The sequence below is a fragment of the Cellulomonas sp. H30R-01 genome (assembly GCF_010119915.1).
GTDB classification, from domain to species: Bacteria; Actinomycetota; Actinomycetes; order Actinomycetales; family Cellulomonadaceae; genus Cellulomonas; species Cellulomonas algicola.
This window is the reverse complement of sequence record NZ_CP048210.1, coordinates 474,351-492,507: the sequence shown is the minus strand read 5'-3', so window position 1 is coordinate 492,507 and position 18,157 is coordinate 474,351. Positions and strand designations below refer to the sequence as shown.

The following is an 18,157-nucleotide window of genomic DNA, read 5'->3' as shown; positions in this document are numbered from 1 at the left end:
GCCGCCCGTGCGGCTGCCCGGCCGCAGCGTGGTCTCACCCTCGAAAGACGTCGACGCGGCCTGGCAGGATGTGCGCCGTGAGTGCCGACGAGGTCATCGCCCTGCCGCCCGCGTTCAGCGGCCAGCGGCTGGACTGGCGTGACCTGCCCCGGCACGTCCGCGAGCGCATCAGCGCGCTCGCCGGGTCGCAGGTGACCGCCGAGATCAGCGCGACCAGCGGGTTCAGCCCCGGGTTCGCCGCCGTCCTCGAGTTCGCCGACGGCCGGGGCGTCTTCGTCAAGGCCGTGTCCGCCGAGCAGAACCCCGTCTCGCCGCACCTCGCGCGTGCCGAGACGCGCGTCGCCGCCGCCCTGCCCCCGCAGGTGCCCGCGCCGCGCATGCTGTGGTCCGACGACGACGGCGACTGGGTGATCCTCGGCTTCGAGGTCGTGCACGGCCGCTCCCCCGAGCTCCCGTGGCGTCCCGCCGACCTCGCCGCCGTCGCGGACGCCGTGGGAGCGCTTGCGGACGTCGAGCCCCTTCCCGGTCACGGCCTGCCGCGCATCGACGACGTGCTCAGCGAGGACTTCACCGGCTGGCGCCGCATGGTCGACCTCGACGAGGCGACCCGCGAGGGCGTCGTCGCCCGCGCCGGCGACCTGGGCCAGTGGGCGCGGGACCACCACGAGAAGCTCGTCCTGCGGGAGCAGGAGGCCCTGCGGGTCTGCGCGGGCGACGCGCTCGTGCACGGCGACCTGCGCGCGGACAACGTGATGATCGACGACCAGCACCGCGTCTGGCTCATCGACTGGCCGCACGCCGCGATCGGCGCCCCGTGGCTCGACTGGGCGTTCATGCTGCCGAGCGTGTCGCTCCAGGGCGGCGGCGACCCGCACACCGTCTTCCGCGCGTCCGCCGTCAGCGAGGGTGTGACGGACGACGACCTGCGCGCCGTCCTCGCGGGCCTGTCCGGGTACTTCATCTCCTCGTCGCTGCAGCCGCCGCCCCCGGGCATCCCGAACCTGCGCCGCTTCCAGGCCGCCCAGGGCGTCGCCGCCCTCCGCTGGCTCCGCGACCTCTCCTGACCCGACTCGACACCGACAGGGGTGCCGTCCGCAGGTGCGGGACGGCACCCCTGTCGGTGTCGGTGTGGCGCAGCCGTCGGTGCCGAAGGCCCGGCGGCTCCTGCGCTGCGGTGCCGGTCAGCCCTCGGACGTGAGGCGGCGGAGCTCGGCCGCCGCCTGCGGGAGGACCGTGAACAGGTCGCCCACGACGCCGAAGTCGGCGATCTCGAAGATGGGGGCGTCGGCGTCGGCGTTGACCGCGACGATCGTGCCGGACGCCTGCATGCCGCCGCGGTGGTGCACGGCGCCGGACACGCCGGCGCCGATGTAGAGGCGCGGCGAGACGGTGACGCCGGTCTGGCCGATCTGCGCGTCGTGGCCGATCCAACCCTCGTCGGTCGCGACGCGCGTCGCGCCGACGGCACCGCCGAGGACGTCGGCGAGCTCCTCGACGGCCGAGAAGTCGCCCTCGGTGCCGCGCCCGCCGACGACGACGACGTGCGCGCTGCCGAGGTCAGGACGGCCGCTGGTGGGGCGCTCGGTCCGCTCGACGAGCGTCACGCGGCGCGCACCCTCGGACGCCGCCACCGCGTGCGGCACGACCTCGGGCGCCCCGCCGGTCGCCGACGCGTCGACGACGACGGAGTTGGCCTTGACCGTCACGACGGCGAGCGGCGCGGTCACGGCGCAGCGCGTGTTCCAGGTGCCGGCGAAGACGGTCTTGGAGGCGACGTAGCGCCCGTCCTCGACGACGAGCCCGTCGGCGTCGGTCACGACCCCGGCGCCGGTGGCGACGGCGAGGCGCGCCGCGGCCTCCTTGTTCTCGAACGACGACACGAGCAGCACGAGCCCGGCCCCGGTCGTCGTGACGACCGAGCCGAGCGCCTCGGCGAGGACGGCCGTGAGGTGCAGGTCGGCGTCCGCGACGACGCGGTGCACCTGCGTGACGCCGAGCGCGCCGAGCTCGGCGAGGACGTCCGCCGAGGGCTCGGTGTCCGCGGGCCACACGCCGTGCACGCCGGCACCACCGGCGAGGGACGCGGCGAGCGTCGCGATCTCGCGGACGGGGCTGCGCAGCGCGCCCTCGGGCGTGTGGTCGAGCAGGACGAGGACGGGCGCTGTCGTTCCGGTCACGGCGTTCTCGATTCTCGGGTGGTGCGAGGAGCCCGGGCGTCCGGGCGGTGCGGACGGGGGCTCAGACGAGCTTGTTCTCGACGAGGTAGCGCGCGAGCTTCACGCCGGCCTCGCCGTCGTCGGTGACGAGCACGCGGTTGTCGCGGGCCGGCCGGGCCGCCGCGGCGACGACCTCGGTGCGCGCACCCGCGGCACCGACGGCCGACGCGTCGAGGCCGAGGTCGGCGAGCGCGAGCGTCGTGACGGGCTTCTTGCGGGCGGCCATGATGCCCTTGAAGTTCGGGTACCGCGGCTCGTTGGCCTGGTCCGTCACGGACACGACGGCGGGCAGCGGGGCCTCGAGGACCTCGGTCGCGTGGTCGAGGTTGCGGCGCACGCGGACGGTGCGGGCGGCGGTGTCGACCGTGAGCTCGGCGCCGAGCGGCAGCGCGGGCAGGTCGAGCAGCGTCGCGAGAGCCGTCGGGAGCAGCGAGGTGAGGCCGTCGAGGCCTGCCATGCCGGTGACGACGAGGTCGACGGGCTCCTGCGCGGCGAGGTGCTGCACGGCGGCGGCGAGCACGCGCGCGGTGCCGATCGCGTCGGAGCCGGCGATCGCGTCGTCGACGACGTGCACGGCCTCGTCGGCGCCCATCTGCAGGCCCTTGCGGACCGCGTCGGCGGCGTCGTCCGGGCCGACGGTCAGGGCCACGACGGATCCCTCGCCGAGGGACTCGACGAGCGCGAGCGCGGCCTCGAGGGCGTTCTCGTCCAGCTCGTTGAGCGTGCCGTCCCCGCCGTCGCGCACCGCGCGACCGTCGGGGCCGAGGGCCCGCTCCGACTGGATGTCCGGGACGTGCTTGACGCAGACGACGATCCTCACGGCGGAGACGTTACCGCCCGCGACGGCCGCCCCGGTCCGCCGTGTCGAGGGGCGGAAGGGTGTGGAAGGGCGGCGGGTGCGCCGCGCGTGACGTCGCCCCGACGCACACCCGACCCACGGGTGTCACGTCCGTCCAGCACAATGGCGGGTGTGAGTGCGACCGCCCCGTCCCGACGGCCGCCCCGGCTCGGTGTCCACGTGACCGACGAGGGGGTGGACGTCGCGGTGCTCGCGTCGCACGCGACCGCGGTCGAGCTGTGCCTGTTCGACGGTGTCGAGGGGACGCTGACCGAGCGCCGGATCACGCTGTCCGGCCCGGTGCAGGGCGTGTTCTCGGCGTCGGTCCCGGGGATCCGCCCGGGGCAGCGCTACGGGTTCCGGGCGCACGGCCCGTGGAACCCGTCGGCGGGCCTCCGGTACAACCCGCGCAAGCTGCTGGTCGACCCGTACGCGCGCGGGCTGGTGGGCGACGTCGAGCACGTCCCCCAGACGTACGGCCACGTCGTGGACGACGACCTGCACGGCGACCCGTACGGCGCGGCGGACCACCGCGACTCGGCGGGGCACGTGCCGTTCTCGGTGGTCGTGGACACGCGGACCCTGCCCGGACCGGACCCGACGGCGAACCGCCCGTGGACGCCGTGGTCGCACACGGTCGTGTACGAGGCGCACGTCAAGGGGCTCACGGCACTGCACGACGCGCTGCCCCCGGAGCTGCGCGGCACGTACGCCGGTCTGGCGCACCCGGCGGTCGTCGACCACCTGCTGGGCCTGGGCGTGACCGCGGTCGAGCTGCTGCCGATCCACGCGTTCTCGTCGGAGCCGCACCTCGTCGAGAAGGGCCTCACCAACTACTGGGGCTACTCGACGCTCGGCTACTTCGCGCCGCACGCCGCGTACGCGACGAAGGAGGCGCGCGCGCTCGGGGCCGACGCGGTGCTGGAGGAGGTCCGCCGCGCCGTCCACGACCTGCACGAGGCCGGCCTCGAGGTCCTGCTCGACGTCGTCTACAACCACACGTGCGAGGGCGGCCTGCCGGGGCAGCACCTGTCGTGGCGCGGGCTCGACTCGACGCTGTACTACGCGCACGACGGCGGCGTCCCGGCCCGCCTGGCGGACGTGACGGGCACCGGCAACACGCTCGACTTCCGCCGCTCGGCGGTCGTCGGCATGACGCTCGACTCGCTGCGCTACTGGGCGGACGTGGTCGGGGTCGACGGGTTCCGGTTCGATCTCGCGGTGACGCTGGGACGCGACGCGGACGGCTTCACGCCCGACCACCCGCTGCTGGTCGCGGCGCAGGTCGACCCGAGCCTGCACGGCCTCAAGCTCGTCGCGGAGCCGTGGGACGTCGGCCCGGGCGGGTGGCGCACGGGGCAGTTCCCGCCGCCGTTCGCGGAGTGGAACGACCGGTTCCGCAACGCGACGCGCTCGTTCTGGCTCGCGGACCCGGCACGGGCGGCGCACGGCCTGCCCGGTCACCGTGTGCGGGACCTGGCGACGCGGCTCGCGGGCTCGGTCGACCTGTTCGGCCACACCGACCCGCCGCTCATGCGCGGCCCTGCCGCGTCGGTGAACTACGTGACGGCGCACGACGGGTTCACGCTCGCCGACCTCGTCGCGTACGACCACAAGCACAACGCCGCGAACGGCGAGCAGAACCGCGACGGCACGGACGACAACCGGTCGTGGAACCACGGGCTCGAGGGCCCGGTGCACCTCGAGGGGCCGGGCGCCGACATCGTGCCGCTGCGCCGCCGCTCGATCCGCAACCTGCTCGCGACGCTCGTGCTGTCCGCGGGCACCCCGATGATCACGGCGGGCGACGAGCTGGGCCGCACGCAGCACGGCAACAACAACGCGTACTGCCAGGACAACGAGACGTCGTGGGTGAGCTGGGACCTCGCGCCCTGGCGCAAGGACCTGCTGACGACGGCCCGCTGGCTGCTCCTGCTGCGCCGCGAGCACCCGGCGCTGCGCGCGGAGCGGTTCTACTCGGGCCGGCCGCTGCTGCCGGGCCGCCGCCCGGACCTCGCCTGGTACGACGCGCTCGGCACGCCGTTCGACCACGCGCGCTGGCACGACCCGTCGGTGCGCACGCTGCAGATGGTGCGCACGGCGCCCCCGCCCGACGACGACACCGTGATGCTGGTCGTGAACGGCGCGCTGGACTCGGTGACGGTGGTGCTCGCGGACGAGCACGGGGGCCGCTGGCGGCTCGCGTGGGACTCCGTGTGGGAGCGTCCGGGCGACGAGCGGGCCGAGGCGATCGCCGGGAGCCTGCACGCGGAGCCCGGCGAGTCGACGGTCATGGAGCCGTTGAGCATGCGCGTGTACGTCCTCGACCGCGCGGAGTGACGTCCTTCTGGACGACCGTCCAGACGTGTACCGTCGCGACATGACGCACTCCCACGACGTCGTGGTCGTCGGCGCGGGCCTCGCGGGCCTGGTCGCCACCGCCGAGCTCCTCGCGGCCGGCCGCCGCGTCGTCCTGCTCGACGCCGAGAACGCCGCGAGCCTCGGCGGGCAGGCGTTCTGGTCGTTCGGCGGGCTCTTCCTCGTCGACTCCCCTGAGCAGCGTCGTCTCGGCATCAAGGACTCGGCCGAGCTCGCGCTCGCCGACTGGCTCGGATCGGCGGACTTCGCCGACGACGGCTCCGACCGGTGGGGACGCGCGTGGGCGGAGGGGTTCGTCGACTTCGCGGCGGGCGACCTGCGGCCCTGGCTGCACGCGCAGGGCGTGCGCTGGTTCCCGCTCGTGCAGTGGGCCGAGCGCGGCGGCTACACCGCGGGCGGCCACGGCAACACCGTCCCCCGCTTCCACGTCACGTGGGGCACAGGCCCCGGCATCCTCGAGCCGTTCGTCCGGACGCTGCTCGACGCGCGCAAGGACGGGCGCGTCGACGTGCGCTTCCGGCACCGCGTGACGTCCTTCGTCACGACCCAAGGCCGGGTCACGGGCGTGCGCGGCGACGTGCTCGTCGACGACGGCGTCGCCCGGGCCGTGCCGAGCTCGCGCGAGGTCGCGCGGCCGTTCGAGCTCGACGCGGCCGCGGTCGTCGTCGCGACGGGCGGCATCGGCGCGAACCACGGCCTCGTGCGTGCGACCTGGCCCGAGCACGCCGGCCGGCTGCCCGACCGGATGCTGTCGGGCGTCCCCGACCACGTCGACGGCTCGGGCGTCGCGGCTGCACGGGACGCGGGCGGCGCCGTCGTGCATCCCGACCGCGCCTGGCACTACCCCGAGGGCATCACCAACCACTCGCCCGTGTGGAGCCGGCACGGCATCCGCATCCTGCCCGGCCCGTCGTCGCTGTGGCTCGACGCCGACGGCCACCGTCTGCCCGTGCCCCTGTTCCCCGGCTTCGACTCGCTCGGCGCGCTGCAGCACATCACGTCGCGCGGCGACGACCACTCGTGGTTCGTGCTCGACAAGACGATCCTCGGGTCCGAGTTCGCGCTGTCCGGGTCGGAGCAGAACCCCGACCTCACGGGGAGGAGCGTCCCGCAGCTGCTCCAGCGCGTGCTGCCGGGCGCGGTCGGCCCGGTCGAGACGTTCGCGCACGAGTCGGAGGAGTTCCTCTGGGCGAACACCCCCGCCGAGCTCGCGCGCCGCATGAACGCGCTCACCGGCACCGACCGGATCGACGCCGAGCGGCTCGAGCGCACGATCGTCGAGCGTGACCGCCAGGTCGAGTCGGGCCTCGGCAAGGACCTCCAGGTCGTCGCGACCGCGATGGCCCGCCGGTACGTCGTCGACAAGGTCATCCGCGTCGCCAAGCCGCACCGCCTGCTCGACCCCGCGCACGGCCCGCTCCTCGCGGTCCGCCTGTCGGTGCTCACGCGCAAGACCCTCGGCGGGCTGCACACCGACCTCGAAGGACGCGTGCTGCGACCCGACGGCGAGGTGCTGCCAGGGCTGTGGGCCGTCGGCGAGGCGTCGGGGTTCGGCGGCGGCGGCGTGCACGGGCACCGCGCGCTCGAGGGCACGTTCCTGGGCGGCTGCCTCTTCACCGGACGGACGACGGGGCGCGCGCTGGCGTCGACGCTCGACTGACGGACCCGGTCGCCGGCGTCGCGACGGCACGTCGCACACCGGGCACATCCGCCCAGGTCGGGCGCGCGCGACCCCGGTGTGGCGCACACGGCTCCCGCACCGGATGCCCACCCCCACCGCCTGCGGATAGGTTCGGGAGCGTGACGACTCCCCCGAAGTCCGGCAGCCGTTCGCGCACCACCGCGCCCCGCCCCACGCCCGCCACCGAACCCGGTCCGGCCGCGTCCGGCACCCCCGTCGAGCCGCCGAAGCGCGGGCGGCGTGCCGCGTCCGCGGCCGAGCAGGTCGGCACCCCGGCGCCCGCGAAGCCGGTCCGCACCCGCACCCGCACCCGCACGGCGGCCGCCACGGAGCCGGCGCACCCGGCGACCACCGCGCCGGTCCGCCCCGCGGCACCGGTCGCGGGCGCGACGGCCGGCACCCCGACCACCGCGGCACCGGACGCGTCGACCACCCCGCCGACCGGCGCGGCACCCGCCGGCGCTCCTGGCGCAGCCCTCACCGGCACGCCCGGCACAGCCCCTACCGGCGGCGCGCCCGCGGCGGAGCCGTGGCTCGCCCCCGAGGGCCCGATCGGCCGCATCCCGGTCGTCGACGTCTCCCCCGTCGCCGAGGAGGGCCGCTTCCCGGCGAAGGCGACCGTGGGCGAGGCCGTGCCGATCCGCGCGACGGTGTTCCGCGAGGGCCACGACGCGGTCGCCGCGACGGCGATCCTGATCGACCCCGACGGCGCCGAGCACGCACGCGCGCCGATGGTCGACATCGCCCCCGGCCTCGACCGCTTCGAGGCGCGCCTCGTCCCGGACCGCACGGGTGAGTGGTCGTTCCGCGTCGAGGGCTGGTCCGACCCGTTCGCGACGTGGGCGCACGACGCGACCATCAAGGTCGCGGCGGGCATCGACGTCGAGCTCATGCTGACCGAGGGCGCGCGCCTGCTGGAGCGTGCCGCGGCACGTCCGTCGACCGAGCTGCCCGAGGAGTCGGCGCAGGTGCTGCGCGACGCGGTCGCGGGGCTGCACGACACGACCCGGACGCCGGCCGACCGGCTCGCGGCGGGCCTGTCGCACGCCGTGCGCAGCACGCTCGCGGCGCACCCCTTCCGCGAGCTCGTGACGTCGTCGCGCGCCTACCCGCTGCGCGTCGAGCGCCCGCTCGCGCTGGCGGGCGCGTGGTACGAGATCTTCCCGCGCTCGCACGGCGCGACGCAGGACCCGGAGACGGGCGAGTGGCGCTCCGGCACGCTGCGGACGGCGGCCCAGGACCTGCCGCGCATCGCGGGCATGGGCTTCGACGTCGTCTACCTGACGCCGATCCACCCCATCGGCACGACGTACCGCAAGGGCCGCAACAACTCGCTCGACGCGCAGCCGGGCGACCCGGGCTCGCCGTACGCGATCGGCTCGCCGGACGGCGGCCACGACGCGATCGAGCCGAGCCTCGGCACGTTCGACGACTTCGACGCGTTCGTCGCGAGCGCGCGCGAGCTGGGCCTGGAGGTCGCGCTCGACGTCGCGCTGCAGTGCTCGCCGGACCACCCCTGGGTCAAGGACCACCCGGAGTGGTTCACGACGCGCGCCGACGGGTCGATCGCGTACGCGGAGAACCCGCCGAAGAAGTACCAGGACATCTACCCGCTGAACTTCGACAACGACCCCGCGGGGATCTACCGCGAGGTCCGCCGGGTGCTGCAGGTGTGGATCGACCACGGCGTGACGCTGTTCCGCGTCGACAACCCGCACACCAAGCCGCTCGACTTCTGGGCGTGGCTGCTCGCGGACGTGCGCCGGGACCACCCCGAGGTCATCTTCCTGTCGGAGGCGTTCACGCGTCCCGCGATGATGCAGACGCTCGCGAAGATCGGGTTCCACCAGTCGTACACGTACTTCACGTGGCGGAACACGAAGGAGGAGCTCGAGACGTACCTCGCGGAGGTCTCGGGCGAGCAGGGTGCGTGGATGCGGCCGAGCTTCTGGCCGACGACGCACGACATCCTCCCGCCGTACCTGCAGGCGACGGGCGGCCGCGGGTTCGCGGTGCGCGCGGTGCTCGCAGCGACGGGCTCGCCGACGTGGGGCATCTACTCGGGCTACGAGCTCGTCGAGGACGTGCCGCGTCCGGGCGTGGACGAGCAGATCGACAACGAGAAGTACGAGCTCAAGCCGCGCGACTGGGCGGCGGCGGACGAGCTCGGCATCGCGCTGCTGCTCGGCAACCTCAACGCGGTCCGCCGTGCGCACCCGGCGCTGCAGCAGCTGCGCAACCTCGTCGTGCACCCGACGACGGACGACGCGCTCGTCGCGTACTCGCGCCACCTCGACGCGGAGCACTCCCCGACGGGCCGCCCGGACACGGTCGTGACGATCGTCAACCTCGACACGTGGAACGCGCGCGAGGGGGTCGTGCACCTCGACCTCGCGGCTCTCGGCCTGCCGACGGACCGCCCGCTGCGTGCGCACGACCTGCTGACCGACGAGACGTGGGAGTGGGGCGCCGAACCCTGGGTGCGCCTCGACCCGGCCGTCCGGCCCGCGCACGTGATCCACCTGGAGGAGGCGTGACGACGCTGCCGCCGGTCCCCGACGTGCGCCTGCGCGAGCCTGCGCCCACGACGGGGCAAATCATGCTCACCGCGCTCCCGCAGAAGCGGCAGCCGGCCGTCCCCGCGGCGTCCGAGGCGCGCCCGGGCCTGTCCGACGACCCGGACTGGTACCGGACGGCGGTCTTCTACGAGGTCATGCTGCGCTGCTTCTCGGACGCGACGGGCCAGGGCAGCGGCGACCTGCGCGGCCTGATCGACCGTCTGGACTACCTGCAGTGGCTCGGCATCGACTGCCTGTGGCTGCCGCCCTTCTACCCCTCGCCGCTGCGCGACGGCGGGTACGACGTGGCCGACTACACGGCGATCGCCGCGCAGTACGGCACGGTCGCGGACTTCCAGGAGCTGATCTCCGAGGCGCACGCGCGCGGGATGCGGCTCGTCATCGACCTGGTGATGAACCACACGAGCGACCAGCACCCGTGGTTCCAGGCGTCCCGCTCGGACCCCGAGGGCCCGTACGGCGACTTCTACGTGTGGAGCGACGACAACACCCGCTACCAGGACGCGCGCATCATCTTCGTCGACACCGAGACGTCGAACTGGACCTTCGACCCGGTGCGCCGGCAGTACTTCTGGCACCGGTTCTTCAGCCACCAGCCGGACCTCAACTTCGAGAACCCGCGCGTCGTCGAGGCGATGATGGACGTCGCCCGGTTCTGGCTGCGGATCGGCGTCGACGGGTTCCGCCTCGACGCGGTGCCCTACCTGTTCGAGGCCGAGGGCACGAACTGCGAGAACCTCCCCGAGACGCATGCGTTCCTGCGCGACGTGCGGCGCATGATCGACGAGGAGTTCCCCGGCCGGATCATGCTGGCCGAGGCGAACCAGTGGCCCGAGGACGTCGTGCACTACTTCGGCACCGAGGACGAGCCGGAGTGCCACATGTGCTTCCACTTCCCCGTGATGCCGCGCATCTACTACTCGCTGCGCGACCAGCGGGCGACGCCGATCGTCGACATCCTCGCGGACACCCCGCCCATCCCGAAGGGCGCGCAGTGGTCGACGTTCCTGCGCAACCACGACGAGCTCACGCTCGAGATGGTGTCGACCGAGGAGCGCGCGTCGATGTACGGCTGGTACGCGCCGGACTCGCGCATGCGCGCCAACGTCGGCATCCGCCGCCGGCTCGCTCCCCTGCTGGACAACTCGCGCAAGGAGATCGAGCTCGCGCACGCGCTCCTGCTGTCGCTGCCGGGCAGCCCGTGCCTGTACTACGGCGACGAGATCGGCATGGGCGACAACATCTGGCTGCCGGACCGTGACGCGGTGCGCACGCCGATGCAGTGGACCCCCGACCGCAACGCGGGCTTCTCGACGGCCGACCCCGGCAAGCTCTACCTGCCGCTGGTGCAGTCGCTCGTGCACCACTACAGCCACACGAACGTCGAGGCGCAGCTCGCGCAGCCGACGTCGCTGCTGCACTGGGTGCGCGGCATGCTCACGGTCCGCCGCCGCTACCCGGCCCTCGGCAAGGGCGACTTCACGGTCGTCCCGTCGGACAACGAGTCCGTCCTGACGTTCCTGCGCGAGACCGAGGACCAGACGATCCTCGTCGTCGCGAACATGGCGTCGACCGCGCGGTCGGCGACGGTGACGCTGCCGGACCGCGTCGGCTGGACGATGCGCGACGTCTTCGGCGGTGCGGCGTTCCCGGCCGTGCGCGACGACGGGACCGCGCTGTTCACGCTCGGGTCGCGCGACTTCTACTGGCTCGAGCTCGACCCGCCGTCCGACAGCCCGGGAGCTCCCGGCGACGCGCACGCGCACGGCCGTGCGGGGGCCCGATGACGCTCGTCGTCACCCCGCCCGACGACCTCGACGTCGCGCTGCTCGACGCGGTCCGCGACTGGCTGCCCGGGCGTCGGTGGTTCCCCGCGAAGGGCACGCAGGCGGAGCTCGCGCTGGTCGGCGGTCTGGCGCTCGCCGACGACGTGCGGGTGCTGCTCGTCCGTGCGAAGGCGGGATCGATCGACGCGGTCCTCCAGGTCCCGCTCGTCCTCACGCCCGCGACCGGCGAGCACGACGGCGGACACGCGGGGGCGACGACCTCACCGACGGACGTCGTCGGCCACGTCGGCGGCCGCGCGGTCCTCGACGGAGCCGCCCACCCCGCGTTCGTCGCCGCGTGGCTGGCCGCCGCCGACGGCCCGGGGGCCCCGGTCGACCCGTCGACCGCCCGCGCGGTCTCGGGCGAGCAGTCGAACACCTCGGTGATCCTGCGCGCGGCCCCCGACGCGCCTGCCCCGGCGGCGATCCTCAAGGTGCTGCGCGCGGTCGCCGCGGGCGAGAACCCGGACGTCGACGTGCCGCGTCACCTGGTCGACGTCGGATCGGCCGACGTGCCGCCCCCGCTCGCCTGGCTGCAGGCGCGCTGGCCGGGTCCGTCGGGCGAGCAGGTCGAGGGCTACCTCGGCGCGATGAGCGCGTTCGTGCCGCAGGCCCAGGACGGGTTCGAGCTCGCGTGCGACGTCGCGCGGCGCGGCGAGCCGTTCGACGACCTCGCGCGCGAGCTGGGGGCGGTCGTCGCGGGCGTGCACGCGGACCTCGTCCGCGCGTTCGGGACCGACGCCGCGACCGCCCCGGAGGACGGCCCCGAGCAGGTCGCCTCCGCGGTCGCCAACCGCTTCGCGTGGGCCGTGTCCGCGGTCCCGCAGCTCACGCGCTTCGCGCCGGGGGTCGAGGCGGTGGTCGCGCAGGTCCGCGGGCTGGCCGTCGCCCCGCCACGGCAGCGCGTCCACGGCGACCTGCACCTGGGGCAGGTCCTGCGGTCGGGCTCGCGCTGGTTCGTCACCGACTTCGAGGGTGAGCCGCTGGCCCCGCTCGCCGCACGCACGCGGCCGGACCTCGCGCTGCGCGACGTCGCGGGCATGCTGCGGTCGCTCGACTACGCGGCCGCGGTCGCCGGGCTGACCGGTGACGCGGCGCAGTCGTGGACGGACGCCGCGCGTGCGGCGCTGCTCGACGGGTACGCGGGTGCGGCGGTCGCGCAGCCGGTCGACGTCGACGCGGACGGTCGCGCGGTGCTGCTGCGCGCGCTCGAGCTCGACAAGACGCTCTACGAGGCCGTCTACGAGTCGCGCAACCGCCCGACGTGGCTGCCGATCCCGCTCGCGGGCCTGGAGCGCCTGGCCGGCTGAGCGAGGCCCGCCGCACGCGCGTCGGCCCGACGACCGGTGCGTCCCGTCAGGCGCTCGTGGGCACCTCGAGCGACCGGTCGACGGTCATGCGCATGCCCGCCTGCCGTGGCGTGAGCTCGCTCTGCAGCACGAGCGCGGCGGCCCCGACGGCGGCGGCCTCGGGGGCGTTCGACGAGATGGCGACGCGCACGGTGTGGTTCCCGCGCGCGAAGAACGACTGCGCGAGCCGGGCCTCGACCTCGGGCACGTAGAGCGACCCGGCCATGGCGAACGCGGGGCCGGTGAGGACGACGAGCTCGAGGTCTAGCACGTTCGCGAGGGTCTGCGCGGCGACGCCGAGGTAGCGCGCGGACCGCTCGATGACCCGCAGCGGCTCCTCCTCCCCGCGGCTGGCGGCGCGGGCGAGCGTCGCGAAGTCCTCGGCGACGGTGCGTCCGGACAGCTCGATCCCGGCCGCGCGTGCGGCGGCGACGACGGCGGCCGGCCCGGCGAGCGCCTCGACGCAGCCGCGGCTGCCGCACCAGCACTCGGGTCCGTCGAGGTCGACGCAGATGTGCCCGACCTCGCCCGCGTTGGAGCTGGCCCCGCGGAAGACGGTGCCGTCGACGATGATCCCGGAGCCGATGCCGGTGCCCATGTAGAGCGCGGCGAACGCGGACGCGGTGATCCCGCCGGACCAGTACTCGCCGATCGCGGCAGCGGTCGCGTCGTTGTCGAGCAGCACGGGCAGCCCGACGGCGTCCTCGAGCGCGGCCGCGAGCGGGAACTCGGTCCAGGCCTGCATGACGGGCGGCGTGAGGGTCATGCCGGTCGACGCGGTGATGGGGCCGGGCGAGACGACGCCGAGGCCGAGCACGCGCTCGGGGTCGACGCCGACGCGCGCGACGGTCGCGCGGATCTCGGCGGCGATGCGGGCGACGACCTCGCGCGGGTCGTCGGACCCGGCTCCGGGCCGCCGCCACCGCGCGACGATCGCACCGCCGAGGTTGGCGATGACGTAGGTGATGCCCGCGTGGTCGAGGTGCACGCCGACGGCGAAGCGCGCGTACGGGTCGAGCTCGAGCAGCATGCGCGGCTTGCCGCCCGTGGACTCGGCGCGCCCGACCTCGACGACGAGCCCGTCGTCGATGAGCCGGCGCACGACGGTCGAGATCGTGGCGGCGGTGAACCCGGTGGCGCGCGTGAGCTCGACGCGACTGATGGTCCCGGCCGCGCGGATGAGGTCCAGGATCGCGGCGCGACTGCTCGCGTGCGCGGCGCCCAGGCCTGACTGGAGGCTGCTCACGGCACCGCCCTCTCTCGCGTCTCCCCTGCGCGCTCACCATAACGATCCGGGCACGAGGCGCCCCAGCGGCGACACGCACGTTGACTAACTTTGTTCACTTGCCTAAGAATGCCACGCGGAGCAGGGTTCGCGAATGACCCCGACGGTGACGAAGCCCCTCCACACCGGCCGGCACGCGGAGGTGCCGGCCCGACGAGAGGATCAAGGATGTTCCCTCAGAAGCGACGCACCCGCGTCCTGGCGGTCGCGGCCGCCACCACGGTCCTCGCCCTCACGGCCGCGTGCTCGGGCGGCGGGGGCGGCAACGAGGAGGCCAACGACGACGGCGATCCCGCCGGTGCCATCACGGTCCTGACGTGGCGCACCGACCTCGTCGAGGACGGCACCTTCGACGACTACGTCGAGAAGTTCAAGGCCAAGTACCCCGACGTGACCGAGGTCAAGGTCGAGGGCATCACCGACTACGAGGGCGAGGTGAAGACGCGCATGAGCACCGACAACTACGGGGACGTGCTCGCCATCCCCGGCTCGGTGACCCCGGACCAGTACGCCGACTTCTTCGAGCCGCTCGGCACGCAGGAGGAGATCGGCGCCGAGTACCAGTGGATCAACGACAAGTCCTTCGAGGGCCAGTCGTACGGCATCCCGGTCGTCGGCAACGTGCAGGGCTACGTCTACAACAAGCGCGTGTGGGAGGAGGCCGGCGTCACCGAGTTCCCCGACACGCCCGAGGCCTTCCTCGACGCGCTGCAGAAGATCAAGGACAACGGCGTCGAGATCGCACCGCTGTACACGAACTACAAGGACGGCTGGCCGCTGTCCCAGTGGGACGGCTGGCTCGGCGCCGTCACGGCGGACCCCGACTGGAAGAACAAGATCGTCGAGTCCGACACCCCGTGGACCGCGGACAGCGACTACGGCGTGGTGGACGGCCTCATCTACCAGGCGGTGGCGGACGGCCTGACCGAGGCCGACCCGACCACGACCAACTGGGAGGAGTCGAAGCGTCTGCTCGGCACCGGCCAGGTCGCGACGATGGTCCTCGGCTCGTGGGCCATCCCGCAGATGCAGGCCGCCGCGGAGGCCGCGGGCGAGGACCCGGCCGACATCGCGTACGCGCCGACGCCCGTCAAGGTCGACGGCAAGTTCCACTCGGTCGCCGGCGGTGACTACAACCTCGGCATCAACGTGCACTCGAAGAACAAGGCGACCGCGCGTGCGTGGATCGACTGGTTCAACCACGAGTCGGGCTTCTCGGAGTCGCAGGCAGGCCTCTCGCCGATCATCGACGGGCCCGTGCCGGCCGCGCTCGAGGGCTTCGTCGCCGAGGTCGAGCTCATCACGCTGAACCCGGCGCCCGAGGGCAAGGAGGCGCTGTTCGGCGACATCGACAAGGCGTCCGGCATCGTCACCACGGACCCGAAGTTCCGTCAGCAGACCATCGACGACGCCCGCTCGGGCGCCCGCACGATCGAGCAGATCTTCGACGACCTCAACGCCAAGTGGGCCGAGGGTCGGGCGTCGGTCGCCTGAGAGGTCCTGCCATGACGACCGCTCCCTCGGGCCTGACGGGCCCGGTGACGGCGGCCGCGCAGCAGTCCGACGCGGCCCGCACCCCCCGGAAGCCCCGGGGCGGTGCGGGCCGCGGCACCGCGTGGTACCGCCGGCTCACGCCGTACTACTTCCTGCTGGTCCCCGTCGGGCTCCTGCTTCTCCTCACGTACGTCCCCGTGCTCAACATGTTCTGGTACTCGGTGACGGACTGGGACGGCCTCGACAAGACGAAGAACTTCGTCGGCCTCGAGAACTTCGTGGACGTGTTCACGGAGCCCGCGAACGTGCGGGTGTTCATCGTCTCGCTGTACTACTTCGTCGGGTCGTTCGTGCAGATGGCGCTCGCGCTGTACTTCGCGACGATCCTGTCGTTCAGGGTGCGGTTCAAGAACCTGTGGAAGGGCATCCTGTTCTTCCCGTACCTCATCAACGGCGTCGCGATCGGCCTGATCTTCCTCAACTTCCTCAAGCCGGGCGGCGGCCTCGACACCGTGCTCATGGCCGCGGGCCTGGAGAGCCTGATCCAGCAGTGGACGGGCGACCCCGACGTCGCCAACTACTCGCTCGCCGCGGTGTCGGTCTGGCGCTACATGGGCCTGAACTTCGTGATGTTCCTGGGCGCGATCCAGTCGATCAACGCGGAGATCTACGAGGCCGCGGAGATCGACGGCGCGAGCCGCTGGCAGCAGTTCTGGCACATCATCCTGCCGTCCATCCGACCCATCGTCGGGCTGTCGTTCATCCTCGCGATCTCGGGCGCGCTGTCCGTCTTCGAGATCCCCTACGTCATGACGGGCGGCGCGAACGGCACGGAGACGTTCGTCATCCGCACGATCTGGACCGGCTTCGAGCGCAGCATGGTCGGCCTGGCGTCCGCGATGGCCGTGGTGCTCCTGCTGATCGTCCTGGTCATCACGTGGGTCCAGCGCAAGGTCGTCCCCGACGAGGAGGTGGATCTCGCATGATCCGCGCCGTCACCGGCACCGCCAAGTACGTCTCGCTCGTCGTGGCGTCGATCGCGATGCTCCTGCCGCTGGGGCTCATCGTCTTCGGGTCGTTCAAGACCGACCAGGAGTTCCTGTCGACGGGCCCGATGACCCCGCCGGCCGACTGGTTCAACGTCGACAACTACGTCACCGCGTTCACGCGTGGCAACATGCTCGGCGCGTTCGGCAACACCGTCTTCATCTTCGCGGTGGCGATCGTCGGCACGATCCTCATCGGCGCCGCGACGGCCTACGCGCTCGACCGCTTCCGGTTCACGGGCCGGTCGTCGGTCCTGAAGCTCTTCCTGCTCGCGACGCTCGTCCCGGGCGTCACGACGCAGGTCGCGACGTTCCAGATCATCAACGGCCTGGGCCTCTACGACTCGCAGTTCGCGCTGATCCTGCTCTTCATGGGCACGGACATCATCTCGATCTACATCTTCCTGCAGTTCGTGCGCGCCATTCCCCGCTCGCTCGACGAGGCCGCGATGATCGAGGGTGCCGGGCACCTGCGGATCTTCTTCCAGATCATCCTGCCCAACCTCAAGCCGGCCATCGCGACCGTCGTCATCATCAAGGGCATCGGCATCTACAACGAGTTCTTCCTGCCGTTCCTCTACCTGCCCACCAAGTCGCTGCGCCCCATCTCCACCACGCTGTTCGACTTCAAGGGGCCGTTCGGCGCGCAGTGGGAGGTCATCTCCGCGGGCGTCGTCATCACGATCATCCCGATCCTCGTGCTGTTCCTGTTCCTGCAGCGCTGGATCTACAACGGCTTCACCTCGGGCGCCACGAAGTAGCGCCCGGCGACGACGCGGGACCCGACCGGCTCCACGGTCGGGTCCCGCGTCACCTCCAGTCCGGCGCCGCACGTGCCGACACCACCTGCATGGACGTCGGCACCCTCACCGTCGTGACCGTCGGCGCGGCGGCCATGACGGTGCGCGCCGTCGTCCGTCTCGCCCGCGGGCGCGCGTCGTTCCCCGCGCTCGGCGTGACCGCGCTGGTGCTGTGGATCGCGATCACCTGCGTCGCGGGCTTCCACGAGGTCCGCCACCACCACGCGCAGGCCGTCGCGACGGACGCCACCCGTGCCGCGTCCGGCGTCGCGGACGCCCAGGTCGTGTGCCGCCGCGTCGGTGCCGACTGGCTGGACCTCTCGGGGACGCTCGGCATGGTCCGCTACGACGACCCGCACACGTCGCTGCTGCGGGCGGAGACGTGCGCGCAGCTCGGCGGGTGGCTGTGGAGCCTCAAGCACGCGCCGTCGCTCGCGCAGGTGGTCGCGGTCCACGTCGTGTCGCACGAGGCGCAGCACGTGGCGGGCGAGTTCGACGAGGGGATCGCCGAGTGCCGCGCGGTCCAGCTCGACGCGGTGGTCGCGCAGCGGATGGGCGCGACGCCCGCGCAGGCGAACGCGCTGGTCGACCGGTACGTCACGGAGGTCTACCCGCACCAGCGCCCGGAGTACCTGCGCGACTGCTCGACGGTTCCCTGAGCGGC

13 protein-coding genes are annotated in these 18,157 nt (G+C 73.3%); 10 read left to right on the top strand and 3 right to left on the bottom strand.

Going from position 1 to position 18,157, the window contains the following annotated elements:
- Positions 1 to 77: 77 nt before the first annotated feature.
- Positions 78 to 1,064, top strand: coding sequence for a phosphotransferase family protein (locus GXP71_RS02120; protein ID WP_162351296.1), 987 nt, complete (start codon positions 78 to 80; stop codon positions 1,062 to 1,064).
- Between the two features lie 117 nt (positions 1,065 to 1,181).
- On the opposite strand, the gene GXP71_RS02115 is transcribed toward GXP71_RS02120, so the two are convergent.
- Positions 1,182 to 2,177, bottom strand: coding sequence for an electron transfer flavoprotein subunit alpha/FixB family protein (locus tag GXP71_RS02115; RefSeq protein ID WP_162351295.1), 996 nt, complete (start codon positions 2,175 to 2,177; stop codon positions 1,182 to 1,184).
- 61 nt (positions 2,178 to 2,238) lie between these two features.
- Complete coding sequence (locus tag GXP71_RS02110) at positions 2,239 to 3,036, bottom strand: electron transfer flavoprotein subunit beta/FixA family protein (RefSeq protein WP_162351294.1); 798 nt, start codon at positions 3,034 to 3,036, stop codon at positions 2,239 to 2,241.
- A gap of 141 nt (positions 3,037 to 3,177) precedes the next feature.
- Between GXP71_RS02110 and glgX the strand changes: the two genes are divergently transcribed.
- The 5 genes from glgX (at position 3,178) to GXP71_RS02085 (ending at position 12,829) form a co-directional block, all read left to right on the top strand.
- Positions 3,178 to 5,394 carry a glycogen debranching protein GlgX gene (gene glgX, locus GXP71_RS02105; RefSeq protein WP_162351293.1) on the top strand — a complete coding sequence of 739 codons (2,217 nt, stop codon included), beginning with the start codon at positions 3,178 to 3,180 and terminating at the stop codon, positions 5,392 to 5,394.
- Between the two features lie 40 nt (positions 5,395 to 5,434).
- A complete protein-coding gene (locus GXP71_RS02100; RefSeq protein ID WP_162351292.1) occupies positions 5,435 to 7,093 on the top strand; it encodes an FAD-binding dehydrogenase in 1,659 nt (552 codons plus the stop codon).
- Between the two features lie 572 nt (positions 7,094 to 7,665).
- On the top strand, positions 7,666 to 9,651 hold the full coding sequence (locus tag GXP71_RS02095) for an alpha-1,4-glucan--maltose-1-phosphate maltosyltransferase (protein WP_162354155.1): 1,986 nt from the start codon (positions 7,666 to 7,668) through the stop codon (positions 9,649 to 9,651).
- A 62-nt stretch (positions 9,652 to 9,713) separates the two neighbouring features.
- Positions 9,714 to 11,480 carry a maltose alpha-D-glucosyltransferase gene (gene treS, locus GXP71_RS02090; RefSeq protein ID WP_202924365.1) on the top strand — a complete coding sequence of 589 codons (1,767 nt, stop codon included), beginning with the start codon at positions 9,714 to 9,716 and terminating at the stop codon, positions 11,478 to 11,480.
- Positions 11,477 to 12,829 (top strand): aminoglycoside phosphotransferase, encoded by a 1,353-nt coding sequence (locus GXP71_RS02085; RefSeq protein WP_162351290.1) that lies wholly within the window; start codon positions 11,477 to 11,479, stop codon positions 12,827 to 12,829. Before treS ends, GXP71_RS02085 begins: the two co-directional genes overlap by 4 nt.
- Positions 12,830 to 12,875: 46 nt before the next feature.
- Here the strand turns inward: GXP71_RS02085 and GXP71_RS02080 are convergent, their stop codons facing one another.
- On the bottom strand, positions 12,876 to 14,114 hold the full coding sequence (locus GXP71_RS02080) for an ROK family transcriptional regulator (RefSeq protein WP_162351289.1): 1,239 nt from the start codon (positions 14,112 to 14,114) through the stop codon (positions 12,876 to 12,878).
- Positions 14,115 to 14,321: 207 nt separating this feature from the next.
- On the opposite strand from GXP71_RS02080, the gene GXP71_RS02075 reads away from it, so the two are divergent.
- The 4 genes from GXP71_RS02075 (at position 14,322) to GXP71_RS02060 (ending at position 18,152) form a co-directional block, all read left to right on the top strand.
- Entirely contained in the window at positions 14,322 to 15,647 is a 1,326-nt protein-coding gene (locus tag GXP71_RS02075) for an ABC transporter substrate-binding protein (RefSeq protein ID WP_162351288.1), read from the top strand.
- Between the two features lie 11 nt (positions 15,648 to 15,658).
- Entirely contained in the window at positions 15,659 to 16,633 is a 975-nt protein-coding gene (locus GXP71_RS02070; protein ID WP_162351287.1) for a carbohydrate ABC transporter permease, read from the top strand.
- Positions 16,630 to 17,454, top strand: coding sequence for a carbohydrate ABC transporter permease (locus GXP71_RS02065; protein WP_162351286.1), 825 nt, complete (start codon positions 16,630 to 16,632; stop codon positions 17,452 to 17,454). The genes GXP71_RS02070 and GXP71_RS02065 overlap by 4 nt, the downstream gene beginning before the upstream one ends.
- An 89-nt stretch (positions 17,455 to 17,543) precedes the next feature.
- Positions 17,544 to 18,152, top strand: a complete 609-nt coding sequence (locus tag GXP71_RS02060; protein WP_162351285.1) for a hypothetical protein — start codon at positions 17,544 to 17,546, stop codon at positions 18,150 to 18,152.
- The last annotated feature ends 5 nt before the right edge of the window (positions 18,153 to 18,157 follow it).

Bases quoted from the DNA above. Each gene is read 5' to 3' on its own strand.
- glgX (WP_162351293.1), top strand. From the start codon at position 3,178: ATGGCGGGTGTGAGTGCGACCGCCCCGTCCCGACGGCCGCCCCGGCTC.
- GXP71_RS02085 (WP_162351290.1), top strand. From the start codon at position 11,477: ATGACGCTCGTCGTCACCCCGCCCGACGACCTCGACGTCGCGCTGCTC.
- GXP71_RS02070 (WP_162351287.1), top strand. From the start codon at position 15,659: ATGACGACCGCTCCCTCGGGCCTGACGGGCCCGGTGACGGCGGCCGCG.
- GXP71_RS02065 (WP_162351286.1), top strand. From the start codon at position 16,630: ATGATCCGCGCCGTCACCGGCACCGCCAAGTACGTCTCGCTCGTCGTG.
- GXP71_RS02075 (WP_162351288.1), top strand. From the start codon at position 14,322: ATGTTCCCTCAGAAGCGACGCACCCGCGTCCTGGCGGTCGCGGCCGCC.
- treS (WP_202924365.1), top strand. From the start codon at position 9,714: ATGCTCACCGCGCTCCCGCAGAAGCGGCAGCCGGCCGTCCCCGCGGCG.
- GXP71_RS02100 (WP_162351292.1), top strand. From the start codon at position 5,435: ATGACGCACTCCCACGACGTCGTGGTCGTCGGCGCGGGCCTCGCGGGC.
- GXP71_RS02060 (WP_162351285.1), top strand. From the start codon at position 17,544: ATGGACGTCGGCACCCTCACCGTCGTGACCGTCGGCGCGGCGGCCATG.